Source organism: Actinomadura rugatobispora, from assembly GCF_042656285.1.
In the GTDB taxonomy this organism is placed as follows: Bacteria; Actinomycetota; Actinomycetes; order Streptosporangiales; family Streptosporangiaceae; genus Spirillospora; species Spirillospora rugatobispora.
This window is the reverse complement of sequence record NZ_JBHSON010000087.1, coordinates 1-19,724: the sequence shown is the minus strand read 5'-3', so window position 1 is coordinate 19,724 and position 19,724 is coordinate 1. Positions and strand designations below refer to the sequence as shown.

The 19,724-nt window shown below is 73.4% G+C and carries 16 protein-coding genes; 8 read left to right on the top strand and 8 right to left on the bottom strand.

Annotation, left to right across the window (positions count from 1 at the left end; translation table 11 throughout):
• Nucleotides 1-471: 471 nt before the first annotated feature.
• The gene (locus tag ACFPZN_RS42945) at nt 472-1,881 is read left to right on the top strand and encodes an MFS transporter (RefSeq protein WP_378288369.1); all 1,410 of its coding nucleotides are present in this window, start codon (nt 472-474) and stop codon (nt 1,879-1,881) included.
• A 65-nt stretch (nt 1,882-1,946) separates the two neighbouring features.
• Here the strand turns inward: ACFPZN_RS42945 and ACFPZN_RS42940 are convergent, their stop codons facing one another.
• A complete protein-coding gene (locus ACFPZN_RS42940; protein ID WP_378288368.1) occupies nt 1,947-5,024 on the bottom strand; it encodes a discoidin domain-containing protein in 3,078 nt (1,025 codons plus the stop codon).
• Between the two features lie 179 nt (nt 5,025-5,203).
• Between ACFPZN_RS42940 and ACFPZN_RS42935 the strand changes: the two genes are divergently transcribed.
• The 5 genes from ACFPZN_RS42935 to ACFPZN_RS42915 are packed head-to-tail and all read left to right on the top strand — an operon-like array spanning nt 5,204 to nt 12,154.
• A complete protein-coding gene (locus ACFPZN_RS42935; RefSeq protein ID WP_378288367.1) occupies nt 5,204-7,135 on the top strand; it encodes an outer membrane protein assembly factor BamB family protein in 1,932 nt (643 codons plus the stop codon).
• A complete protein-coding gene (locus ACFPZN_RS42930) occupies nt 7,132-9,279 on the top strand; it encodes an outer membrane protein assembly factor BamB family protein (protein WP_378288366.1) in 2,148 nt (715 codons plus the stop codon). Before ACFPZN_RS42935 ends, ACFPZN_RS42930 begins: the two co-directional genes overlap by 4 nt.
• A gap of 15 nt (nt 9,280-9,294) precedes the next feature.
• The gene (locus tag ACFPZN_RS42925) at nt 9,295-10,155 is read left to right on the top strand and encodes a hypothetical protein (RefSeq protein ID WP_378288365.1); all 861 of its coding nucleotides are present in this window, start codon (nt 9,295-9,297) and stop codon (nt 10,153-10,155) included.
• Nucleotides 10,155-10,955: a hypothetical protein gene (locus ACFPZN_RS42920; protein ID WP_378288364.1), complete on the top strand. Its 801-nt coding sequence runs from the start codon at nt 10,155-10,157 to the stop codon at nt 10,953-10,955. The genes ACFPZN_RS42925 and ACFPZN_RS42920 overlap by 1 nt, the downstream gene beginning before the upstream one ends.
• A 26-nt stretch (nt 10,956-10,981) precedes the next feature.
• Nucleotides 10,982-12,154 carry a protein kinase family protein gene (locus tag ACFPZN_RS42915; RefSeq protein ID WP_378288363.1) on the top strand — a complete coding sequence of 391 codons (1,173 nt, stop codon included), beginning with the start codon at nt 10,982-10,984 and terminating at the stop codon, nt 12,152-12,154.
• Here ACFPZN_RS42915 and ACFPZN_RS42910 read toward each other — a convergent pair.
• From ACFPZN_RS42910 to ACFPZN_RS42880, 7 genes are all read right to left on the bottom strand, one after another.
• Nucleotides 12,144-12,626 carry an Ohr family peroxiredoxin gene (locus tag ACFPZN_RS42910; protein ID WP_378288362.1) on the bottom strand — a complete coding sequence of 161 codons (483 nt, stop codon included), beginning with the start codon at nt 12,624-12,626 and terminating at the stop codon, nt 12,144-12,146. The two genes, ACFPZN_RS42915 and ACFPZN_RS42910, sit on opposite strands and share 11 nt — an antisense overlap.
• Nucleotides 12,626-13,324: a nuclear transport factor 2 family protein gene (locus ACFPZN_RS42905; RefSeq protein ID WP_378288361.1), complete on the bottom strand. Its 699-nt coding sequence runs from the start codon at nt 13,322-13,324 to the stop codon at nt 12,626-12,628. Before ACFPZN_RS42905 ends, ACFPZN_RS42910 begins: the two co-directional genes overlap by 1 nt.
• On the bottom strand, nt 13,321-14,253 hold the full coding sequence (locus tag ACFPZN_RS42900; protein WP_378288360.1) for an RNA polymerase sigma-70 factor: 933 nt from the start codon (nt 14,251-14,253) through the stop codon (nt 13,321-13,323). The genes ACFPZN_RS42905 and ACFPZN_RS42900 overlap by 4 nt, the downstream gene beginning before the upstream one ends.
• A 77-nt stretch (nt 14,254-14,330) precedes the next feature.
• Nucleotides 14,331-16,133 carry a ferritin-like domain-containing protein gene (locus ACFPZN_RS42895; RefSeq protein WP_378288359.1) on the bottom strand — a complete coding sequence of 601 codons (1,803 nt, stop codon included), beginning with the start codon at nt 16,131-16,133 and terminating at the stop codon, nt 14,331-14,333.
• Nucleotides 16,134-16,201: 68 nt separating this feature from the next.
• Complete coding sequence (locus ACFPZN_RS42890) at nt 16,202-16,444, bottom strand: hypothetical protein (protein WP_378288358.1); 243 nt, start codon at nt 16,442-16,444, stop codon at nt 16,202-16,204.
• On the bottom strand, nt 16,441-16,896 hold the full coding sequence (locus ACFPZN_RS42885; protein ID WP_378288357.1) for a cupin domain-containing protein: 456 nt from the start codon (nt 16,894-16,896) through the stop codon (nt 16,441-16,443). The genes ACFPZN_RS42890 and ACFPZN_RS42885 overlap by 4 nt, the downstream gene beginning before the upstream one ends.
• 38 nt (nt 16,897-16,934) lie before the next feature.
• The gene (locus ACFPZN_RS42880) at nt 16,935-17,687 is read right to left on the bottom strand and encodes an SDR family oxidoreductase (RefSeq protein WP_378288356.1); all 753 of its coding nucleotides are present in this window, start codon (nt 17,685-17,687) and stop codon (nt 16,935-16,937) included.
• Between the two features lie 155 nt (nt 17,688-17,842).
• Here ACFPZN_RS42880 and ACFPZN_RS42875 point away from each other — a divergent pair, with 155 nt between their 5' ends.
• A complete protein-coding gene (locus ACFPZN_RS42875) occupies nt 17,843-19,090 on the top strand; it encodes a low temperature requirement protein A (RefSeq protein ID WP_378288355.1) in 1,248 nt (415 codons plus the stop codon).
• Between the two features lie 168 nt (nt 19,091-19,258).
• A partial coding sequence (locus tag ACFPZN_RS42870; protein ID WP_378288354.1) for a hypothetical protein occupies nt 19,259-19,724 on the top strand: 466 nt, incomplete at its 3' end.

Genomic DNA, 19,724 nt, shown 5'->3' with positions numbered 1-19,724 from the left:
CCCGTCCGGTCTTGACGCAGGACAGCCTCCAAAAGCAATATCGATTTCGACATCGAGGTTCGGGTCGGCGAAGGGAGGCGAGCGGATGACGAGATCCACCCCCGACCCCTGAGGTCCCGCCACATCCTGATCTCGCTCGCGACAGGTGCTCACGGTCCGCGCCGCGCCCATCATCGTCGCCTCACCGAGTCCGGCCCCATCTCGCCGACGCCCCCATCGACCACATGAGGGCGCCGCCGGACTCCGCCGCCGCTGGTGCACCGACCCAGCGCCCGGACATCCTCCGCGCCGACCGCCGCCCTCGGACCGGCCCACCCGCCGGCCCGGTCCGCCACCACAGGCCAAGCGCTCTTCACCGCTGCCCTCGCACGCCCGGACGAGTCCGGCCGTGCCCGACACCACCCCACCCCACCTCCGGAGGACCGGATGACCGTCTCACCCGTCCCACCCAGTCAACGTGCGCACACACGCGTGCTGCTCACGCTGATCGCGGTCGAAGTCTTCGCCGTCACCGAGACCGCGATGGCGATCGCGGCCATCCCGACCTTCATGCGGGTCTTCGAGGCCGACGCCGCGGCCGTCGGCTGGACCACCACGGCCTACCTGCTGGTGGGCGCCGGCTTCGCGGCCACCAGCGGCCGGCTGGGCGACATCTTCGGCCGCCGGAACGTCCTGGTCTTCCTGCTCGGCGCGGCGGCCTGCGGCTCGCTGATCAGCGTGCTGGCCACCGACCTGTGGATGGTGGTGCTCGGCCGCGGCATCCAGGGCCTGGCCGCCGGCGCCCTCCCGATCTCCTTCGCGCTGGTCCGCGAACTCCTGCCGGAACGGCGGGTCCCGCTCGCGATCGCGCTGCTCGGCGGCATCGTGCCGATCTGCGCCGGCGCCGGCGGGCTGCTCGCCGGGGTGCTGCTCGACAACGGCGGCTGGCGCCTGCTGTTCTCGGTGGCGACCGTGCTGGGCATCGCCGCGGCGCTGACCGGACTGGCCGGGCTGCCGCGCACGCCCGGGCTCAGGCCGCGGCCCCCGGTCGACATGGTCGGTGCGGCGCTCCTGCTCCCGGCCAGCGGCGGCGTGCTGTTCGGCGTCACCCAGGCCGGGGAGTGGGGCTGGACCGACATGTGGGTGCTCGCCTCGATCGCGGCCGGGATCGTGGCACTGGCCGCCTGGTTCGGGTGGGAGCGGCGCGTCCGCGAGCCGATCGTCGACGTCCGGCAGTTCAGAAACCGGAAGGTGCTGCTGACCACGCTGGGCACGCTCGCGGTGGGCATGGGCGGGCAGGGGGCGGCGACCATCATGGCGCCGATCGTCCTGCAGCTGCCCGACAGCGCACCGGTCGGCATGGGCCTGTCCCCCACCGCCGCCGGCGCGGTGATGCTGTGCATCGCGGTGATCAGCTACGGCGGGGCGGCGCTCAGCGGCCGGATCGCCCAGGTGGCCGGCGCCCGCTGGTCCCTGATGATCGCGTGCGCCCTGTACATCGTCGGGCCCGTCATCTGGATCCTCCAGGCGCAGAGCCTGGTCGGCACCCTCATCGGCCTGGGCCTCACCAACATCGGCTCCGCGTTCGCCTTCACCGCCCTGCCCAACCTGATCGTCGAGGTGGTGCCGCCCGAGCAGACCGGTGCGGCGACCGGCATGAACCGGGTGACGCTCAACGTCTCGATCGCCACCGGCCTGGCGATCGCCTCGGTGATCCTGGCGTCCTCCACCGCGCCCGGCACGCCCTTCCCGACCGAGGCGGCGCTGACGGGCGGGTGCCTGTTCATCATCGGCTCCGCCGTGGTGACCCTGATCCTCACCGCCTTCATCGGCGGCGCCCGCCAGGCGGACGCGCGCCAGGCGCCGACGCCCGACCTCGGCTCCAAGCAGGCCATGGCCTGAATGGACCGCTCCGCTTCACCGGGCGGCCGTCCTTGCCGGGACGGCCGCCCGGCCCATGACCGGGACTACCTGATCGCTGACCGGCGGGCCGGGGACGGGAGCACGGCGAGTTCGGAGAGCTTGCCGGGACCGGTGGCGACGACCGCGACGTAGCGCGCCTCCACCGGCCGGTCGCGGCGCAGGGGCGCGTAGGCCTTCCCGTCGCGGGACACCTCGACGCGCGGTGCGCGGCCCGGTGCCCAGATGGGCAGGACGGAGCCGATCCGCCGGACCGCGCCGAGATCGACGACCATGCGGCCGCCGGCGGGCCCCGGCGACCAGGCGGTCCGGCGGGCGCCGTCCACGGCTCGCGCCGGATCGGTCATCCCCGGCGGCCGCGGCGAGGTCGGGTAGGTGATGCGCCCCCGGGCGAGATCGGTCGTCGGCAGGCGCGGCCCGCGGGTGAACGCGGCGCGCTTCGTCGTGCCCCGCGCGACGCGGACGTTCACGGTCTCGCCGGTGGTCAGGGACCGCAGCCGCACCCGGGCCGGTTTCGCGCCCGGCGCGTTGGCCACCTCGACCGCGCGGGAATCGATCACCTTCAGGGTCAGTCCGGCGGGCGGCGCACCGCCGCCGGGCCCGTAGGCGGCGAACCGGGCGGGCGCGATCCTCGCGTCGGCGGCGCGGAGCGCGAGGTCGTACCGCGTGGACCGGCCGGGACCGGTGCGCTGGACGCCCTGGTAGAGGATCGCCTCCCGGGCGCCCTGCGGCAGGACGGCCGTCGCGCCGGTCACCGCCGCCGCGCCCAGGTTGAACAGGCTCAGCTGGCCGCCGGCGAGGCTCGCGACCAGGCCCGCGCAGTCGGTACGGGGCGCGGGCGACGCGCTGCGGGACGCCGTCCGCCGCGGCGCCTCGGCGGGATGCGCCTCGACGGTCAGCGGGGTCGCGGGCCCGTCGGAGAGCGTCACGCCGGTCGGCGAGACGCTGATCGGGTTGCGCCCGGTCCGGACGACGAGGCCCGCCCGGCCGTCCACGTTCAGCCAGCCGCCCGGGACGCGCCGGGTGACAGGCGTCCGCGCCGCCCGCCGCCAGGTCCGCCCATCCGGCGAGGTCTCGACCGTGTAGCGGGCGGGGCGGGCATGGCCCCAGTGCAGCCGGACCCGGTCGACGGGAAGCCGGTCGCCGAGGTCGACCGTGATCGACCGCGGCCGGGTGCGCGGCGGCGGAGGGACGCCCGAGTCCGGCACCGGTGCCGGACGCGGCGCCGTGTCGCCGTCCGTCACCCGGTGCGCGGGCGCCCGCGGATCCGGGGCGGACACGGTGACGGGCCTGCCGCGCGCCCGGTTCGCGCCGGTGCCCGCGTAGATCTCGAACTCGTCCAGCGCGCAGCAGCCCTGGCTGCCCGGGGCGGCGGCCCTCACCCGCACGTAGCGTGCCGCGGCGGTGCGCAGGCGCAGCTCGTCGGCGCCCGTGCCGCCGTCCGGCGCCGGGAGCGTCACCGAGCCGCCCGCCCAGGTGAAGGTGCGGTCGCCGTCGAGGCCCGGCACCCCGGGCATCGTCATGTTGTACAGGCGGAGCACCCCCTCACCGGCGGCGACCCCGGAACTGGCGTAGACCGCCGATCCGTCCGGGAGGGTGGTGAACCCGACCACGCCGCCGGGGACGGTGAGGGCCGAGGCCGCCCCGGTGAACCCGTCCCGCGGCCGGGTGTACGCCCGCGCCCGCCGCGCCGTCACCGGCACGGCCGTGCTCGGCAGGAACGACGGGCTGGTGCCCGCCGAGTCGAACAGCCAGTCGTCGTGCTGCGGGTGGTAGGCGAACTTGACGTAGCCGGGCTTGGTCACGGCGGCGGCCAGGGCGTTCGCCGACTGGTGGGCGAGCAGTCCCACCCCGGGACCGTGGTCCACGGCGGTGGTGTACCGCTCGAAGTACCGGCGCGGGGAGACGGGGCGCACCGCGCCGCCCGCGAGCCGGTGGAGCAGGTAGGCCATGCCCACCTCGGCGCGCGCCTCCGGCTCGTACTTGCCCTCCCCGCTGAACTTGGTCAGCCGTCCCCCGGGCGGGTAGCGCACGTAGGGGATCAGCCGGTCGGCGAGCATCGTCTCCGCCGCCGCGGCGTACCGGTCCCGGTCGAGGACGGCGCGGGCGGTGACCGGGAGCAGCTGGCGGCCGTAGAGATGGTGGCGGTCGGCGACCATGAAGTCCTGCGGAACGCCCGAGTCCATGCCGGTCTGCGCCATCGTCGCCCACAGCGGATCGTCGTTCGGCGGCGTCACCAGCTCCTCGGGGACGCTCCGGTCCGCCAGCAGGAACTGGGCCGCGTTCCGGCCCGGGTAGGCGCCCATCGACTGCTGGTAGATGGGGTTGTACGAGCCGTGGTTCTCGACGATGAAGGTGCCCCAGACGTTGTGCGCCCGGTTCCAGGCCGACACCGGGCGGCCGTTCAGCGGGGCGGGGTTGGCGCGGTCGGCCGGGGGCAGCCCGCCCATGTTGGCGGTCCAGCGGGTGAGCCACTCGCGCCAGGACGCGGCGTTCGGGTCGTCCGGCAGCCAGGCGAGCGCGGTCGCGAGCGGCATCGTCCGGGCGCCCATCTCCTCCATCTTGGTGTCGCCGCGGTAGCCGCCGCGCAACCCGTTGGTGTGCGGGTCGGTGTCGCCCGCCGCCACGATGGCGTCCGCGGCGGACCGGATGATCCGGTCGATCCGGGACCTGGTGGCGCTCGTGAGGCCGGACCACAGCATCTTCGCCGCGGCGACGAAGTAGGTCTCCATGGTGGAGTCCCAGTAGACGGTCCGCCCCCAGGTCCCGGCCGGGTCGATCCAGCGGTTGCGGGCGGCGGCGTACTCGATCGTCCGGAGGGTGTGGTCGCGCAGGGTCGCGGCGGTGACCCCCGCGATCGCGGGGTCGTACACGCCGTACTCGAGGAGGACGGCGTTGCCGAAGACGGCCACGTGCCGGAAGTCGTCCAGCCGGTACGAGCCGATGCGCCCGTCCCAGGCGCTGTCCGCGACCGGGGTGTTCAGCAGCAGCGCGCGGTTGTAGACGGCGGCGAGCCGGCCCCCCGGCCCCCGGCCGGGCCGCGCGGTCGCGGGAGCGGCGGCGCCGAGGTTGACGAGGACGGCCGCGGCGCACGCGAAGGCGAGCGTGCCGAGTCCACGCCTCATGAGGGCGGGGTGCCGCGCACCAACCTGATCATGAACACGGAGCGTAGCGACAGCGCGCGCGTGCGCACGCTCGAACACGCCGTTGACCTGCGAAGTTGATCAGTGAACAAGTTACGCGCACCGGGCATCCTAAGAAAAGGATGCGCGCGTTGGTGCCGACACACCGCGGAGATGCCGTGATGCTCAGAGCGCTTCAGGGAAATGATCCGACCCGGATCGATGTCTACGACGTTCTCGCGCTACTCGGCGAAGGCGGCATGGGCAGGGTCTACCTCGGCCGGGACGAGTCCGGCCGGCTGGTCGCGATCAAGAAGATGAACGAGCTGGCCAGGGCCGGGGGCGCGCACTTCTTCGACCGGCTCCGCAAGGAGTTGAAGGCCGTCGAGCGGATCGGGGCCGACTTCACCCCGCCGGTCCGCAAGTCGTGCCTCGATCCGCACGACCCGTGGATGGCCGTCGACTACATCAAGGCGCCGACGCTGCGCCAGCTGGTCCAGCAGTTGCCCAGGCCGCTCCCGGTCGAGGCCGTGGTGTGGCTGGCCGGGTCCCTGCTCCGCGTTCTGCGCGAGCTGGCGGCGAAGGGCATCGTCCACCGCGACCTGCATCCGGCCAACATCCTGGTGCGCGCCGAAGGGTCCCTGGTCATCGACTTCGGGCTGGCCCGCGACCTGGCCCGGGCCGTGACGCAGCCGTACTACGCGTTCGGCGCGCGCGGCTACATGGCGCCCGAGCAGCGGGACGGGACCCACCCCCAGACGCCCGCCCTGGACGTGTACTCCCTCGGCGCCGTGCTGGCGTTCGCCGCGACGGGCGAGGACCCCGGCACTTCCGAGGACTGGCTGATCGAGCGGGACGCAGCGGGCAGGCCCAGCCTTCCCGGCCTGCCTCAAGAACTGCACGACGTCGTCCACGCCTGCATGCGGCACCGGTGGTGGGAGCGGCCGAGCCTGGAGAAGCTCGAAGCCCTCGTCCGCGCGCTGCCGCGCGGCGGGGAACCGGACGGCGTCGCGCTCCTGCCGACGGACGCGCTGGGAGTGCTGCGCGACTACGCCGAGATGCCGGTGGACGACAGGCCCGAAATCCGGCAGGTCCCCCGCGTCTCCGAACCGGCCAGGGCGCCGCTCGGCTCGGGTGAGCGCTTCCCGGTCGGATCCAGCGACCAGTACGTGAGGCCGGTCGTCGAGGGCGATGTCCTGGTCGTCGCGGGGCTGGCCGGTGTCGTCCAGGGCTTCGGGCGGCACAGCGGGGACCGGCTGTGGGAGACGCCCCTCGGCGGCCGCGTCGAGAGCAGGCCCGCGGCCCGGCACGGGACCGTGGTGGTGTGCGGCAGCGACCACCGGGTGTACGCCCTCGACGCCGAGACCGGGAAGGTCCAGTGGGTCCACGGGCTGGAGAGCACCATCGGCTCGGCGCCCGAGGTCACCGATGACGCCGTGGTGTTCGGTGACCGGGCCGGACGGCTGCACGCCCTCGACCTCGCCGGCGGGCGGCGGAGATGGAGCTTCGCGGCCGCCCACTCGTTCCACGCGCGGCCGGTCATCGCGGGGGGCGTGGTCTACGCCGGATCGTGGGACCGCTCGATGTACGCGGTCGGGCTGGAGTCGGGGAAGGAGGAGTGGCGCCGTCCGGTGCGCGGCGAGATCCACCAGACCGCGGCCGTCGCCGGCGGACGGGTGTTCTTCGGCAGCGGCGACCATAGGCTGCACGCGCTCGACGCTGGCACGGGCGCGCCGCTGTGGACGTTCCCGACCGGCGGTCCGGTGCACTGCGAGCCCGTGGTCGACCGGGGCGTGGTGTACTTCGCGGGCTCCGACGGCTGCCTGTACGCGGTCCGGGCGGACACCGGGGAGCAGAAGTGGCGCGCGCTGGCCGGCTCCTTCACCTCCTCACCGGTGCTGGCCTGCGGCAGGCTCTGGGCCGGAAGCTTCGGGACGGTCTGCTCCGTCGACGCCGCGGACGGCGGCGACCTGAGGGAGCTCCGCGTGGGTGACGCGGCCGTCCTGGAGGTGGCGCTCGCCCCGGACGGCGAGCGCGGCCGGTTCTACCTGGGCACCGCCGACGGCCAGGTCGTGATCGCCTCGGCCCGGACGTCCGGCGGGCCGCGGAGATGAGCGGCTGGTGGCCGCGCATGGTCTGGCGGACGACCTCGACGGCCCGCCTGAAACGGTCCCGGCCGCCGTGCACGATCGAGGAGGAGCTCTCCCCCGTGCCCTGGGCCACGCGGTACTCGGCGCGGTCCGACGACGACGGGCGGTCGCTCGTGATCGCCTGCCTCGACGGCGCGTGGAAGAAGTCCGCGCAGCCGGAGGAGTACGCGACGGCGGTCGCCCGGATGACAGAGCTCGGCGAGGCCGGATCGCTGGCCCGTACGGTCCAGGGCGGGGTCATGCCGGAAGGGCCCTGGTGGCTGCTGACCGAGGGCCCCGCAGTGACGTCGCTGCGGGATGTGGTCGCGGCCGGCGGGCCGTTGCCCCAGGAGGATCTGTACCGGGTCGCCGAAGCCGTGGCGCACGCGCTGACCCTCTTGGACGAAGCGGGTCTCGTCCACGGGATGCTGACCCCCGACTGCGTCCGGGTGGACCTGGACGCCGACCTGGTCAAGGTCGAGTGGTACGGCTTGCTTCCCGTGCTGGGCCGGGTCGAGTTCCCGGCCGGAGCCCCTTACCTGGCGCCGAGGAACGGCCGGTTCCAGCGCGGGATCGGAATCAAGGACGACGTGTACTCGTTCGGCCGCCTGCTGCTGTTCATGCTCATCGGCGACGACCCGCCGGGCCTCCGCCGCCGCGCGCTCAGGCGCCGGCTGCGCCAGGACCCGGACGTGGACGACGACCTGGTCCGGCTGATCTCCGGTTGCCTGCGCCGCTGGGCGTGGACGCGTCCACGCGCGGAGAAGGTGCTGACCCGGCTCGGGCGGCTGCGGGGGCTCTCGCAGCGAAGCCGCTCGTACATGGAAAGCCTCACTCCGCCCGACGAGCCTCCGGGATCTGAGACGGTCCCCGCGACGTCGCGCGAGGACGAGACCCCGCTCCCCGACGAGGGGCGGCATGCCGAGGAAGACGAACACGTGGCACGAGCAGGCACCCGCCCCCATCCCGATGTCGTCGACGCCCACCGCATCCTCAAGGAGGAGATGTCCGGACCGGGCGCGGCCGACGACGACTGGCAGCCGCACCACAAGCCGGTCAAACCAACTGAACCGGCCAAGGCGACCGAGGCGGCGGAACCGGCCGGGCCGTGGGTCTTCCCGACCAACGGGATGGTGGACGCCCCTGTGACGGTGGCCGGTGGAGTCGTCTACGCGGCCTCGACGGACGGCCGCCTGTACGCCCTGGACCTGTCCTCGGGAAAGCACCGCTGGACCTACGCGACGGACGACGCGGTGCTGTCCGCTCCGGTCGTCGCGAACGGCCACGTGCACGTGGCGTCCACCGACGGCAGGGTGCACTCCGTCAGCGCCGAAACGGGGCGGCCGGTATGGCAGCTGGACGCCGGGCCGATCGGGATCTCCGACCCGGTGCTCGTCGCCGGCGGTCTGCACTTCGTGACGGCCGAGGGCGACATCGTCTCGCTCTGGCTCCGCTCCAGGACCACGGAGATCACCTTCGTGGGCGACGCGGTGGGCTCCTCGCTCACGGCCGCGGGCACGGACCTCTACGTGGGGGCGCTGTCCGGCCTGCACGCCATGACGGTCGCCGATGAACGGCTCGTGCCCCGCTGGCACTACGCGCACGCCGATTTCAGCGGATGCACCCCGGCCGTGTCCGAGCACGCCGTCTTCGTCGGCGGGACGGGCAGGGACGGCGGGGACGCCCTCTACGCCGTCGGCAGAGCCGGCGGCGAGGAGATCTGGACGCGGCCGACGAGGGGACTCGTCTGCGGCCGCCCCGCCCTCGGGGCGGGGGCCCGATGGCTGTTCGCCGCCGACGACGCCGGCGGGCTGAGCGCCCGCGACGCCGCGTCCGGTGCCGAGCTGTGGGCCGTCCAGCACCAGGGCGGCTTCGTCAGCGGCCCGGTGGTCGACGGCGGCACCCTCTACGCGGGCGGCCGCGACCGCCACCTGCGCGCGTACGACACCGGCGACGGCAGGCCGCTGTGGAAGGCGGCGACCGGTGGATGGATCAACCGCGGCGGCCCCGTCGCCGCCGGCGGGCTGGTCATCGTCGGCTCGGCGGACGGCCATGTGCACGCCGTCACCGCCGGCGGCGACCGGATCGCGGTCCCGCCCGAGCAGATCGACATCCGCTTGACACTGTGACCACGGAGGTGGCCCATGCCCTACCAGGCCGAGATCAGCCGAGCCCGGCCGGCTTTCTTCGTCTTTCTCGTCGACCAGTCCGGCTCGATGGACGGCTTCACCCGGGACGGCAAGATCAAGAAGGACGTGGTGGCGGAGTCCCTCAACCGGCTCCTCCACCAGCTCATCAACCGCTGCGTGGTGGAGAAGGGGATCCGCAACTACTTCAAGATCGCGGTCATCGGGTACGGGGCCGGGGACCGTCCCGGCTCGGTGCTGCAGGGCGGCCTCGCCGGGTTCGACTTCGTGACCACCAGCGAGCTCGACGAGAACAAGCTGGGCATGGACGTCATCGAGGAGCAGTACCCGGACGGGAACGGCGGCTACGTCCAGCGGCGCCGCAAGGTGCCGATGTGGGTGCGGCCGGTCGCCGAGGGGCGGACCCCGATGTGCGCCGCGTTCACCAAGGCGTACGGCCTGCTCGACAGGTGGGTCAGCGAGAACTACGACCACTTTCCGCCGGTCGTGCTGAACCTCTCCGACGGCTGGGCCACCGACGGCGACCCCACCGGGATCGGCAAGAAGATCGCGTCCCTGGGCACCAACGACGGCCAGGTCCTGCTGTTCAACCTCCACCTGTCCTCGGAGGAGTCGGCGTTCGGGAACGCCGGGCGGCCCATCGTCTTTCCCGAGTCCCCCGCCGGCCTGGACGCCAAGGCCGCCACCATGTTCGAGATCTCGAGCCCGCTCCCGGACCGGATGCTCGGGTACGCGGCCGAGCACAACATCAGCGCCCGTGCCGGGGCGCGCGGTTTCATCCACAACGCGGGCGCCGATCTGGTGATCAAGTTCCTGCAGATCGGGACCCGGAACGTGCCCGGCGGGAAAGGCCCCTGATGAAGGCGTCCATCCGCGTCTTCACCCAGGCCAAGCGGGGCGAGCTGGAGGCGGACAACATGGACGCCTGCTGGCCCGGGGGCGACGGCGAGGCCGACCGCCCGGTGGTCCGGCTGGCGATGGCCGACGGCGCCACCGAGCACCTCCTGTCGGGCCGGTGGGCGGCGCAGGTGGTCCGCAGGCTGAGCCGCTCGCCGGTCCGCGACGTCGCCTCGCCGGAACGGTTCGCGCGCAACATCGGCGTGCCCGGCGCCGGCTGGGTGCGGTCGCTGGCGGCGTACCAGCAGATGCGCGAGGAGCAGGGCGAGCCGCTGCACTGGTACGAGTTCTCCAAGCTGCTGGAGGGATCGGCGGTGACCGTTCTCGCCCTCTTCCTCCAGGACGGTGAGGGCACCGCCACCCGCGGGACCTGGCACGCAGCGGCGATCGGGGACACCAATCTCTTCCACTCCCACGTCCACGGCGACCAGCGCACGACCGCCGCGTTCCCGCTGCGGCACCAGGCGGATTTCACGGACACGCCGCCGCTGCTGCTGAGCGAGGTCTTCGCCGAGGAGGAGATCCGGCCCCGGGTCCGCTGCATGTCGGGAGAATGGGCCTCGGGGGACGTCTTCCTGCTGGCCACCGACGCCCTGGCGGCGTGGATCTGCGGGGCCTTCGAGGCCGGGGGCGACCCGTGGACGGAACTGGACGGCGCGACGGCCGGCCCGGAGGCGTTCGCCTCCTGGCTCGCCGGCAAGCGCAACGAACGCGAGATGCGCAACGACGACGTGACCCTGTTGCGCTTGGCCATCCACTGACCGGTGTTCCAGGAGGGAGGGCGGTGGTGACGAACTTTCCGCCGGTCGACGACTACATCAACTGGCTGGACGACACCCGGGACTGCTTCGCCCCCGGTGCGCGCTTCCACGCCGCCGAGGTGGAGCCGCACACCGACGGCCTCCCCCGCGGGCGGACCGGCCGGTTCGGCGTCGTCTTCAAGATGACCGCGGCGAACCAGTTCTACGCGCTCAAGTGCTTCACCGAACCGGACCCCGACCGCGCCGGCCGCTACCGGCTGCTCACCGAGCGGCTCGCCGGCGCGTCCATGAACTGGGTCGTCCCCGTCGAGTTCGACGAGCGCGGCATCAAGGGCTGGGACGGGCGCTGGTGGCCGACCGTGACGATGCCCTGGGTGGGCGGCAGCCCGCTGGTCGACTGGCTGGACGACCACAGGGGCGACCGGGCGGCGGTCGAGCGCTGCCGGATGGACTTCGCCAGGACCATGGCGTCCCTGGAGGACAGCGGGCTGGCGCACGGCGACCTGCAGCCCGACAACGTGCTGGTCGAGGCGGGCGACCGGATCCGCCTGATCGACTACGACGGCATGTTCGTGCCGGGGCTGCACAACCTGGAGCTGAGGCAGTCGGGCATCAGCAGCTTCCAGCACCCGGCGTGGCCCGAACACGGCCGCCTGGGCCCGACGATGGACCGCTTCCCCGCGCGCCTGATCCATCTCAGCCTGCTGGCCCTCACCTACGACCCCGGCCTGTGGACCGAGCTGCACACCGACGGGTCGCACGCCCTGTTCTTCGAGGCCGACGACCTCTCCGACCCCGGGCGCTCGGAGCGGATCGCGAGGCTGTGGGGGATTCCGGACGCGACGATCCACCGGGAACTGGTGCAGCTCACCAAGGATCTGCGGCACCGCACCGGGGTGATGTCCATCCCGCCCCTCGACCCCGTCTACCGGCGGCTGGACCCGCTGGGGTTCGTCGCCTCCCCCCGCCCGCGCGCCACCGGTCTTCCAGGAGCCGGTGCCCGACCCGGGCCACGCACCACCGGCGCACAGCACCGCCGCCCGCCAGGCGGCACGGTTCCGGCGCCCTGGTCGCCCCCGGCCCACCCGACCGTGCCCGGACCGTCCACACCCCCGCGCCAACGACGCAAGCCCCACTACGCCTTCGCCGGAGTCTTCCTCGCCCTCCTCGTCCTGGTGGTGCTGACCCTCATCCTGTGATCCGGATGATCGTGGAGGGGGCTCCCTGGCTGGTCAGCTTCGAGTAGGGGCAGAGGGCGGTCGCTTCCGCGAGCAGGCGGGCGGCGGTCTCGCGTTCCACTCCGGGCCAGCTCACCACGAGGTCGGGCCGCAGCTGGTAGCCGCCGTCGCCGGGGTCGCGGCCGAACGCCACGGAGGCCTCGATCGTGATCGGGGCGGGGTCGAGCGCGTGCCGGCGGGCCACCAGGCTGAGCGCGCCGTGGAGGCAGGCGGCGAAGGCCGCGGCGAACAGCTGTTCGGGGTTGGGCCCGGTGGTGTCGCCGCCCAGTTCGCGGGGCACGCGCAGGCCCAGGTCGAGGGCGCCGTCGGAGGAGCGGGCCCTGCCGGTCGCGCGGCCGTGGCTGGAACCGCCGCCGCTCACGGTGACGTGCGCGGTGTAGAGCGGCTTGAACGCGTGGCCGTCGTCCGCGGGCGGGGCAACCGGGTCGTGCATCAGTTCCGCCTCTCCTGCCAGCGCCGCAGCTTGTCGGGGTTCAGCACGATCCATACGGCGGTGACCTCGGCCCCGGCGACGCTCACGCTGACCACCGCGACCGCCCGGCCCGCCCGGCGCAGCACCAGACCCGTGCGGCCGTTGACGGACTCGACGGTCGCGACGGTGCGGGGCCGGCCGGTCAGCAGCGCCGTGACGAAGCGGGCTACCGCGTCCGCGCCGCGGGTCGGGTGGATCGCGGCGCGCACCTGGCCGCCGCCGTCGCTGACCACCATCGCGTCGGCGGCCAGGACCGCTTCCAGCGCCGCGGTGTCCCCCGTGCCGCAGGCCGCCGCGAACCGGCGCACGACGTGATCGTGCCTCCCGAGCAGGGCCGGGTCGGAGACGTCCTGCCGGGGGTGCCGCCGCGCCCAGGCGGTGACCGGGTCGGGGGCGGGGCGGAGGGCCGGGCCGGCGGGCAACGGGGACGCGGACACCAGCAGTTGCAGGCAGATGCCTCCCGCGACACGTGTGAGCCAGGCCCGGGGCACCGCGATGCCCTCGCGTTCGCCGTCGTCGAGGGCGTACCAGCGGCGGTAGGTCTCGTGGACGATCCGCTCCGCGGCCCCCGCGCCGAACATCCACACGGCGATCTCCAGCAGGTGCCGCCGTTCGTCGAGCATCTCCGCCAGCGAGGAGGCGGCGCCCGAGCCGGTCATGGCCGCCCGTCCTCGTGGTCCCGCGTCCGCGCGGCGGTGATCTTGGAGGGGTTCATCATCCACAGGACCTGGTCGATGCGGTCGTCGGAGCCGTTGACGGTGAGGACCGTGAACATCTCGCCGTCGCGGAAGAGCAGGGCGGCCGCCTGACCGTTCACGCTGGCCCAGCGCACGCCGACCCCGCTCCAGAACCGGTCCGAGAACGCCCTGACGTACCTGGCCACGCGGAACGCGCCCACCACGGGGAAGCGCGACGCCCGGACGGCGCCGCCGCCGTCGGAGTAGCTGACCGCGTCCGCGGCGAGGAGCTCCTCCAGGGCGGCGAGGTCCCCGGCGCGGGCGGCGGCGACGAAGGCGGTCAGCAGCCTGCGCTGCTCGGCCCCCGTCACCGGCGCCCGGCGCCCGGACCGCAGGTGCTTGCGGGCCCTGCTGACGAGCTGCCGCGCCGCCACCTCGCTGACCTGGATGATCTCGGCGATCTGCGGATAGGGGTAGTCGAACGCCTCGCGCAGGACGTAGGCGGCGCGTTCGGTGGGCGAGAGCTTCTCCAGCAGGAACAGCACGGCCAGGCCGAGGGCCTCGCCGCGTTCGGCGCCGAGGTGCGGATCCGCGCTGGTGTCGACGGGTTCGGGCAGCCAGGGGCCGACGTAGGTCTCGCGGCGGACCCGCGCGGACTGCAGGACGTTGATCGCGAGCCGGGTGGTCGTCGTCGCCAGGAAGGCGGCGGGATCGGCCACGGTGCCGCGGTCGTAGGTCTGCCAGCGCAGCCAGACGTCCTGCACGAGGTCTTCGGCCTCGGTCGAGCTGCCCAGCATCCGGTACGCGATGCCGAACAGGCGCGGCCGCACGCCGCCGAAGACCTCCGCGGCCCGGTCGAGATCCTCCGGCCCGGTGTCGCCCACGCTGATCGCCCCCGTTCCCCTGGTCATCATGCCTCCCCTACCCGATCGACCGCCTTCGGACAGCTTTGACAGGACAGACCGCCGGTTTGTGACACCGCGCGCCGTCACATCCGGGGGTGAGACCGTTCGGCGGTGGTCGCGCCCGTCCCCTCCTCGCGGAAGTCGATCTTCCGGTGGGTTCCGTCGCACAGCGGCTTGCCGGAGGAATGGCCGCAGCGGCACAGGGTGATCCTGTTCCGGGTCTCCAGCGGCCGGCCGTCCGCGCGCAGCACCGGCACGCCGCCGGTGACCCACAGCGCGCCGGCCAGGCCGCCCTCCTCCTCCAGGACGGAGATCGCCCGCGGGAGGTCCGGCTCGACCGTCTCGCCGCCGCGTTCCAGAGCGTAGCTGTACGACCCGGACGGGCAGTGGTCGATCCGGCCCATGACGGTGGAGCGCACGTCGCTGTCGCCGGTGTCGGCGAGCATCTCGGCGATCGGCCTGGTGCGCCCGAGGCAGAAGGCGGCGTGGACGCACAGCTCCCCGACCCGCTGGGCCGAGATGCCCGTCCCGTCGTGCACGTGCTGAAGTTCCGCGTACGGCCGGACGTCGGCGGACTCGGTGCCGTCGAATCCGATCACGGCGTGCGTCCCGTCGCAGAACGGCTTGGCGCCCGACCGGCCGCAGCGGCACAGCGCGTAGGTGTCCTCGGTCGGCAGGGCGTCGCCGGTCCGCCAGGTCAGCGCGTCGCCCTCGGCGGAGACGATCTTGCGTTTGCGCCTGAGCGGGAGCCCGCCGTACACGAGGTAGGGTCCGCCGGCGAGCACGACGATCCGCTGCCGGTCGCCGGTGCTCCACCGGCGCAGCTCGGGTGCGACGTACTCGAAGGTGGGGCCGGCCGTGGTGCCGTCCTCGTCGGGCATCCGCATGAGTGCCTGGACCTGGGCCCGGAGCCCGTACATGGTGCCGGTGGCGACCGCGAGCAGCCTCGGGCTGCCGTTGAACGCCTGCTCGAGCAGATGCAGGACGGCGCAGTAGGTGTGGTCGAACTCCTCCTGGGCCGTGCGGATGGGGCTGCCCGGGGCGTGATCGGCGCGCCTGGGATCGCGCCTCATCGGCAGGACGCCGTCGAGGTCCACGCTGATGGCCTCGCCGGTGGGGCCGGACCGCGGGGTGTCGCCGCGCCGGTAGCGCCGGCCCGCCCTGAGCTCCTGGAAGCGGTAGTAGTGCGCGACCTCGTCCCGTTCGGGGTGGTGGACGTCGCGGTCGCCGTCCCAGACCTCGCCGCCCGCCAAGCCCTCGCCCTGCTCGACGATCTCCTCCAGCGCGGCCAGCGCCGAGGCCAGGTCGCCGACCGCGACCAGCCGGCCGGCGGTGTTCCGGAAGTGCCCGCCGTGCACCTGGCGGGCCGGATCGCCGCTGAAGACCTCCCGCTCGCCGAGCCGGTCGCACAGGTGGCGCAGGCCGTCCCCGATCGCGGCGTAGAACTGCCCGATCGTCTCATAGCCGTCGTCCTCGGGCGGGGCATCGGGCGGTGCGGGCCGTTCGAGGCGGAGGAACATGTCGAGCGCCTCCGCGCCGAACGGCAGCAGCGACAGCTGGAGGGAGCGGTCGCCGTGCGGCAGCCGCCGGGGGTACGGCTGCAGCATCCGCGGCGTGTCCAGCCGCGGGCTGCCGCCGACGGCGTTGAGCAGGTTCGCGGCCAGCGCCAGATGGAGCATCTCTTCGGCGAAGACGCCGGCCACCACCTGGACGGCCTCGGGATTGCGTTCCGGGTCGAGCGAGTAGAGCGCGCACAGGTACGGCGGCAGGGTCGCGTGCTCCAGCTCGATCGCCCACTGCAGGTGCTCGCGGAGATCGTCGAGCGTCGCGATCCGCGCCGGCGGGACGGGCGCGACGGCGTCCCGCCGCTGGACTGGGTGATTCACAGATGTCTCGTTTCGCCTGTCGAAAAGGGGGAGGGCCAGGGCGCCGTACACGCCCGCCGCCGGCGGGCTCAGGCGCCTTCGGCGGCGCCGCCCTGGTCGGGCCGGGAGCCGCCGTACAGTTCCTCGACCGCGTCGAGAAGGTTGCGCAGCTCGATCTCCTGGCGCTGGACGTCGGCCGGATCGAACAGCCACTCCGAGACCGGCGGGCCGGTGGCCTCCTCCGGGCGGCTGGACTCGGCCAGGGTCAGTTCCGCCTCGACGTCGACCTCGAGTTCGATCTCGAGGTCCTCGTCTCCGGTCGGCGTGCTCATCGTTCCTCCACGTGCGGCTTGGACGGATGTCCGGCCGGCCGGGTAGCGCGGAGGTGCTCGCGCCGGGCGAGTTCCGCCTCGTCCACCAGGGTCAGCATGGGCTGGCCCGGTTCGCAGAGCATCGTGACGGTGAAGCGCAGCGGCACGTCGTCGCGGTTGTTGCCGTCCTGGTAGTGGATGACGTCGCCGCCGGGCTCCCAGAACGCCTCCCCGGCGCGGACGGCCCGCTCCGGCCGCCCCTCGACCTCCAGCAGCATCTCGCCCTCCAGCACGTAGCCGAAGGCCGGGCCCGAGTGCCGGTGCGGCGGCGCGCCGGGGTCGCCCGGCGGGTACTCGATGACCACGGTCATCACGTGCGCCCCCGCCGGGATGAAGGGCGGCTCGGCCTCCTGCAGCGTGGTGAACGCGGTCTGCCACGCGGTCGACCTGGCCTTCGGCTCGGTGCCGGACATGGGATCTCCTCCTTGACTCTTCGATCGAGGGCGCGTCGCTACTCGGCGGCCGCGCTCCCCAGCCAGTCGGCGTACTTGATCTCGCCGAGGGTCGCGCCGTCGACCGGCACGAGGTCCGGCTCGCCCAGCTCGGCCCCGAAGTAGTGCGCGTGCGGGTCGGTGACCACCTCGCGCTTGTCGCCCCAGGCCGTCAGGGCGTCCCGGAAGAACTCGTCCATCCGGAACCGCTCGGGACCGGCGATCTCGATCCGCCCGTTCAGCGGCGTGCCCACCGCGGCCCTGCCGACCGCCCGCGCGACCTCGTCGCCCGCGATGGGCTGGAACGCCACCGGCGGCATCCGGACCGTGTCGCCGTCGGTGGCGCCGTCGGCGATCCTCCGGGCGAACTCGAAGAACTGCGTCGCGTGCACGAGCGAGAACGGGATCGCCGAGTCCTCGATCAGCTTCTCCTGGGCGATCTTCGCCCGGAAGTAGCCGATGTCGGGCCGCCGCTCGGTGCCCACCACCGACAGCGCGACGTGGTGGCCGACCCCGGCCTCCTTCTCCGCGGCCAGCAGGTTGCGGGTGGAGGTCTCGAAGAACTCCAGCACCGCGGCGTCCTCGAAGGACGGGGAGTTGGACACGTCGATCACCACGGACGCGCCGGCCAGGGCCTCGGCCAGCCCCTCGCCGGTGAGCGTGTTGACGCCGGTGTTCGGCGCGGCCGCCACCGCCTCGTGGCCGTGCTCGCCGAGCCCGGCCACGACCTTCGACCCGATCAGGCCGGTGCCGCCGATAACCACGATCTTCATGTCAGGCCCTCCTGTTCGCCGGGCCGCGGTCGCCGCCCGGTCGCCAGCTAAGACAGGGCACCCCGCCGGCCTGTGACAGCTCCGGCGAATTTCGGCGAATCGGACGCCGGCTGTCACAGGCGCGGGCGCTGCCCTGTCTTGTCGGCAGGACGACCATGAGCGACGGGAGCGAGACCGTGCCGCCAGCAGGTGACAGGTACCGGATCCGGGTGCGGATGACCGCGCGCGCGATCGACGAGCCGCACCGCACCTCCAGCCCGCTCGAACTGCTGTTCGATCTCACCTTCGTGGTGGCGGTCGCGGCCGTCACCGCCCAGTTCGCGCACGCCGTCGCCGGCGGGCACGCCCTGGACGGGCTCGTCCCGTTCCTGCAGGTGTTCTTCGCGGTGTGGTGGGCCTGGATGAACTTCACCTGGTTCGCGTCGTCGTACGACACCGACGACATCGCCTACCGGCTGCTGACCATGCTGCAGATGGCCGGCGCCCTGGTCCTGGCGGCGGGCGTGCCGGCCGCGGCCGACCACTCCGACTACCGCGCCGTCACGATCGGCTACTTCATCATGCGGATCGCCCTCGTCGCCCAGTGGCTGCGGGCCGGTGCCGAGGACCCGGCGGGCCGCCCCACCGCCCTGCGGTACGCCGCCGGGATCACCGCGCTGCAGGCGGGCTGGATCCTCCGGCTCGTCCTGGCGGAGACGGGCGCCCTGCCGTCATGGGCGCGGCTGCCGACCTTCGCCGGCCTGGCCGCCCTGGAGATCGCGGTGCCCTGGTGGGCGGAACGCACCAGGAGCACCACCTGGCACCCGCACCACATCGCCGAACGCTACGGCCTGTTCACGATCATCCTGTTCGGCGAGAGCGTCCTCGCCGCGTCCAACGGCGTTCAGGGGGCGCTCGAAGCGGCCGAGGTCAGCGTCTCCCTGATCGTCATCGCCTCCGCCGGGCTCGTCCTGCTGTTCGCCCTCTGGTGGCTCTACTTCCTCGCCCCCGCCGGCGAGGGCCTCAGCGACCGCCGCAAGCGCTCCTACCTGTGGGGATACGGCCACTACGGCATCTTCGCGGCCCTCGCGGCCCTCGGCGCCGGCCTCGAGGTCGCGGTCGAGCAGACCGGGCACGATCTCAAGGCCACGCCCCTGGCGATCTGCTACGCCGTGGCGATCCCGGCCGCGCTGTTCATCGTGCTGCTCTGGCTGGTGCACCGGCCGCTCCTGGCGGAGTCCGTCGTCCATCCCGTCGCGCTGCCGGGCGGCGTCGTCGCCATCCTGCTGCTGCCGCTCGCGGCCTCGCCGGCGGGGGTGGTCGCCGTCGTCGCGGCGATCGCGGCCGTCTGCGTCCTGATGACCGCCGCCACCATCGTCCCGAAGGCCGGCCGGAAACCGTTCCTAAGCAGTGTCCAGGAGTGACATCTGGTGCCGGCTCCCGGGACTGCGCGCATCCCGAACGGTGTTGGATGGGCTGGTCTCCCGCGTTCGCTGAGTCCTCGTCCGGCGACGTGCATCGTGTGCAGGTTCCGTGACGGGTGGGCGGGTTCCCTCACGCCCCCGTGCGCCCGGTCGGGCCTGGGCGGTCCGATGCCCGCGGCGATCGCTCTGGTCGTCGCGGGGCGGTGCCGTCCGTCGCCGGATCGGGTGCCCGAGGGCGCGTCGCCCGATCGCGATACCGGCGGCATCGTGTCGGGACATCTTTCGTTTGCTGCTGGTGAGGGGCTTGCGCCAGTGTTCATCGCCCCAGATCGAGGTGTACGCCGGGTCCACCGCGACGATGGCGAGGTCCTGCTCGGCGGCCATCGAGACCAGTCGGGCTTTGAGCCTGCCGGTCGGGAGTGCGGAGATGAGCTGCCGGAATCGCTTCTTGCGGCCATGCTTCTCGCGGGCCTTCTCGGCGGTGAAGTCCAGGTTCTCGATACCGATCGCCGTGACACCGCACCGCTTGGCCCAGTGCAGCAACCGGCTGATGGCGTGCCGCACCTGGGCGTCGCGGTGGTCTGCGGTGCCGGACAGGTCGTAGCCGAAGCGTTTCGGGTCACCGACAGGGTTG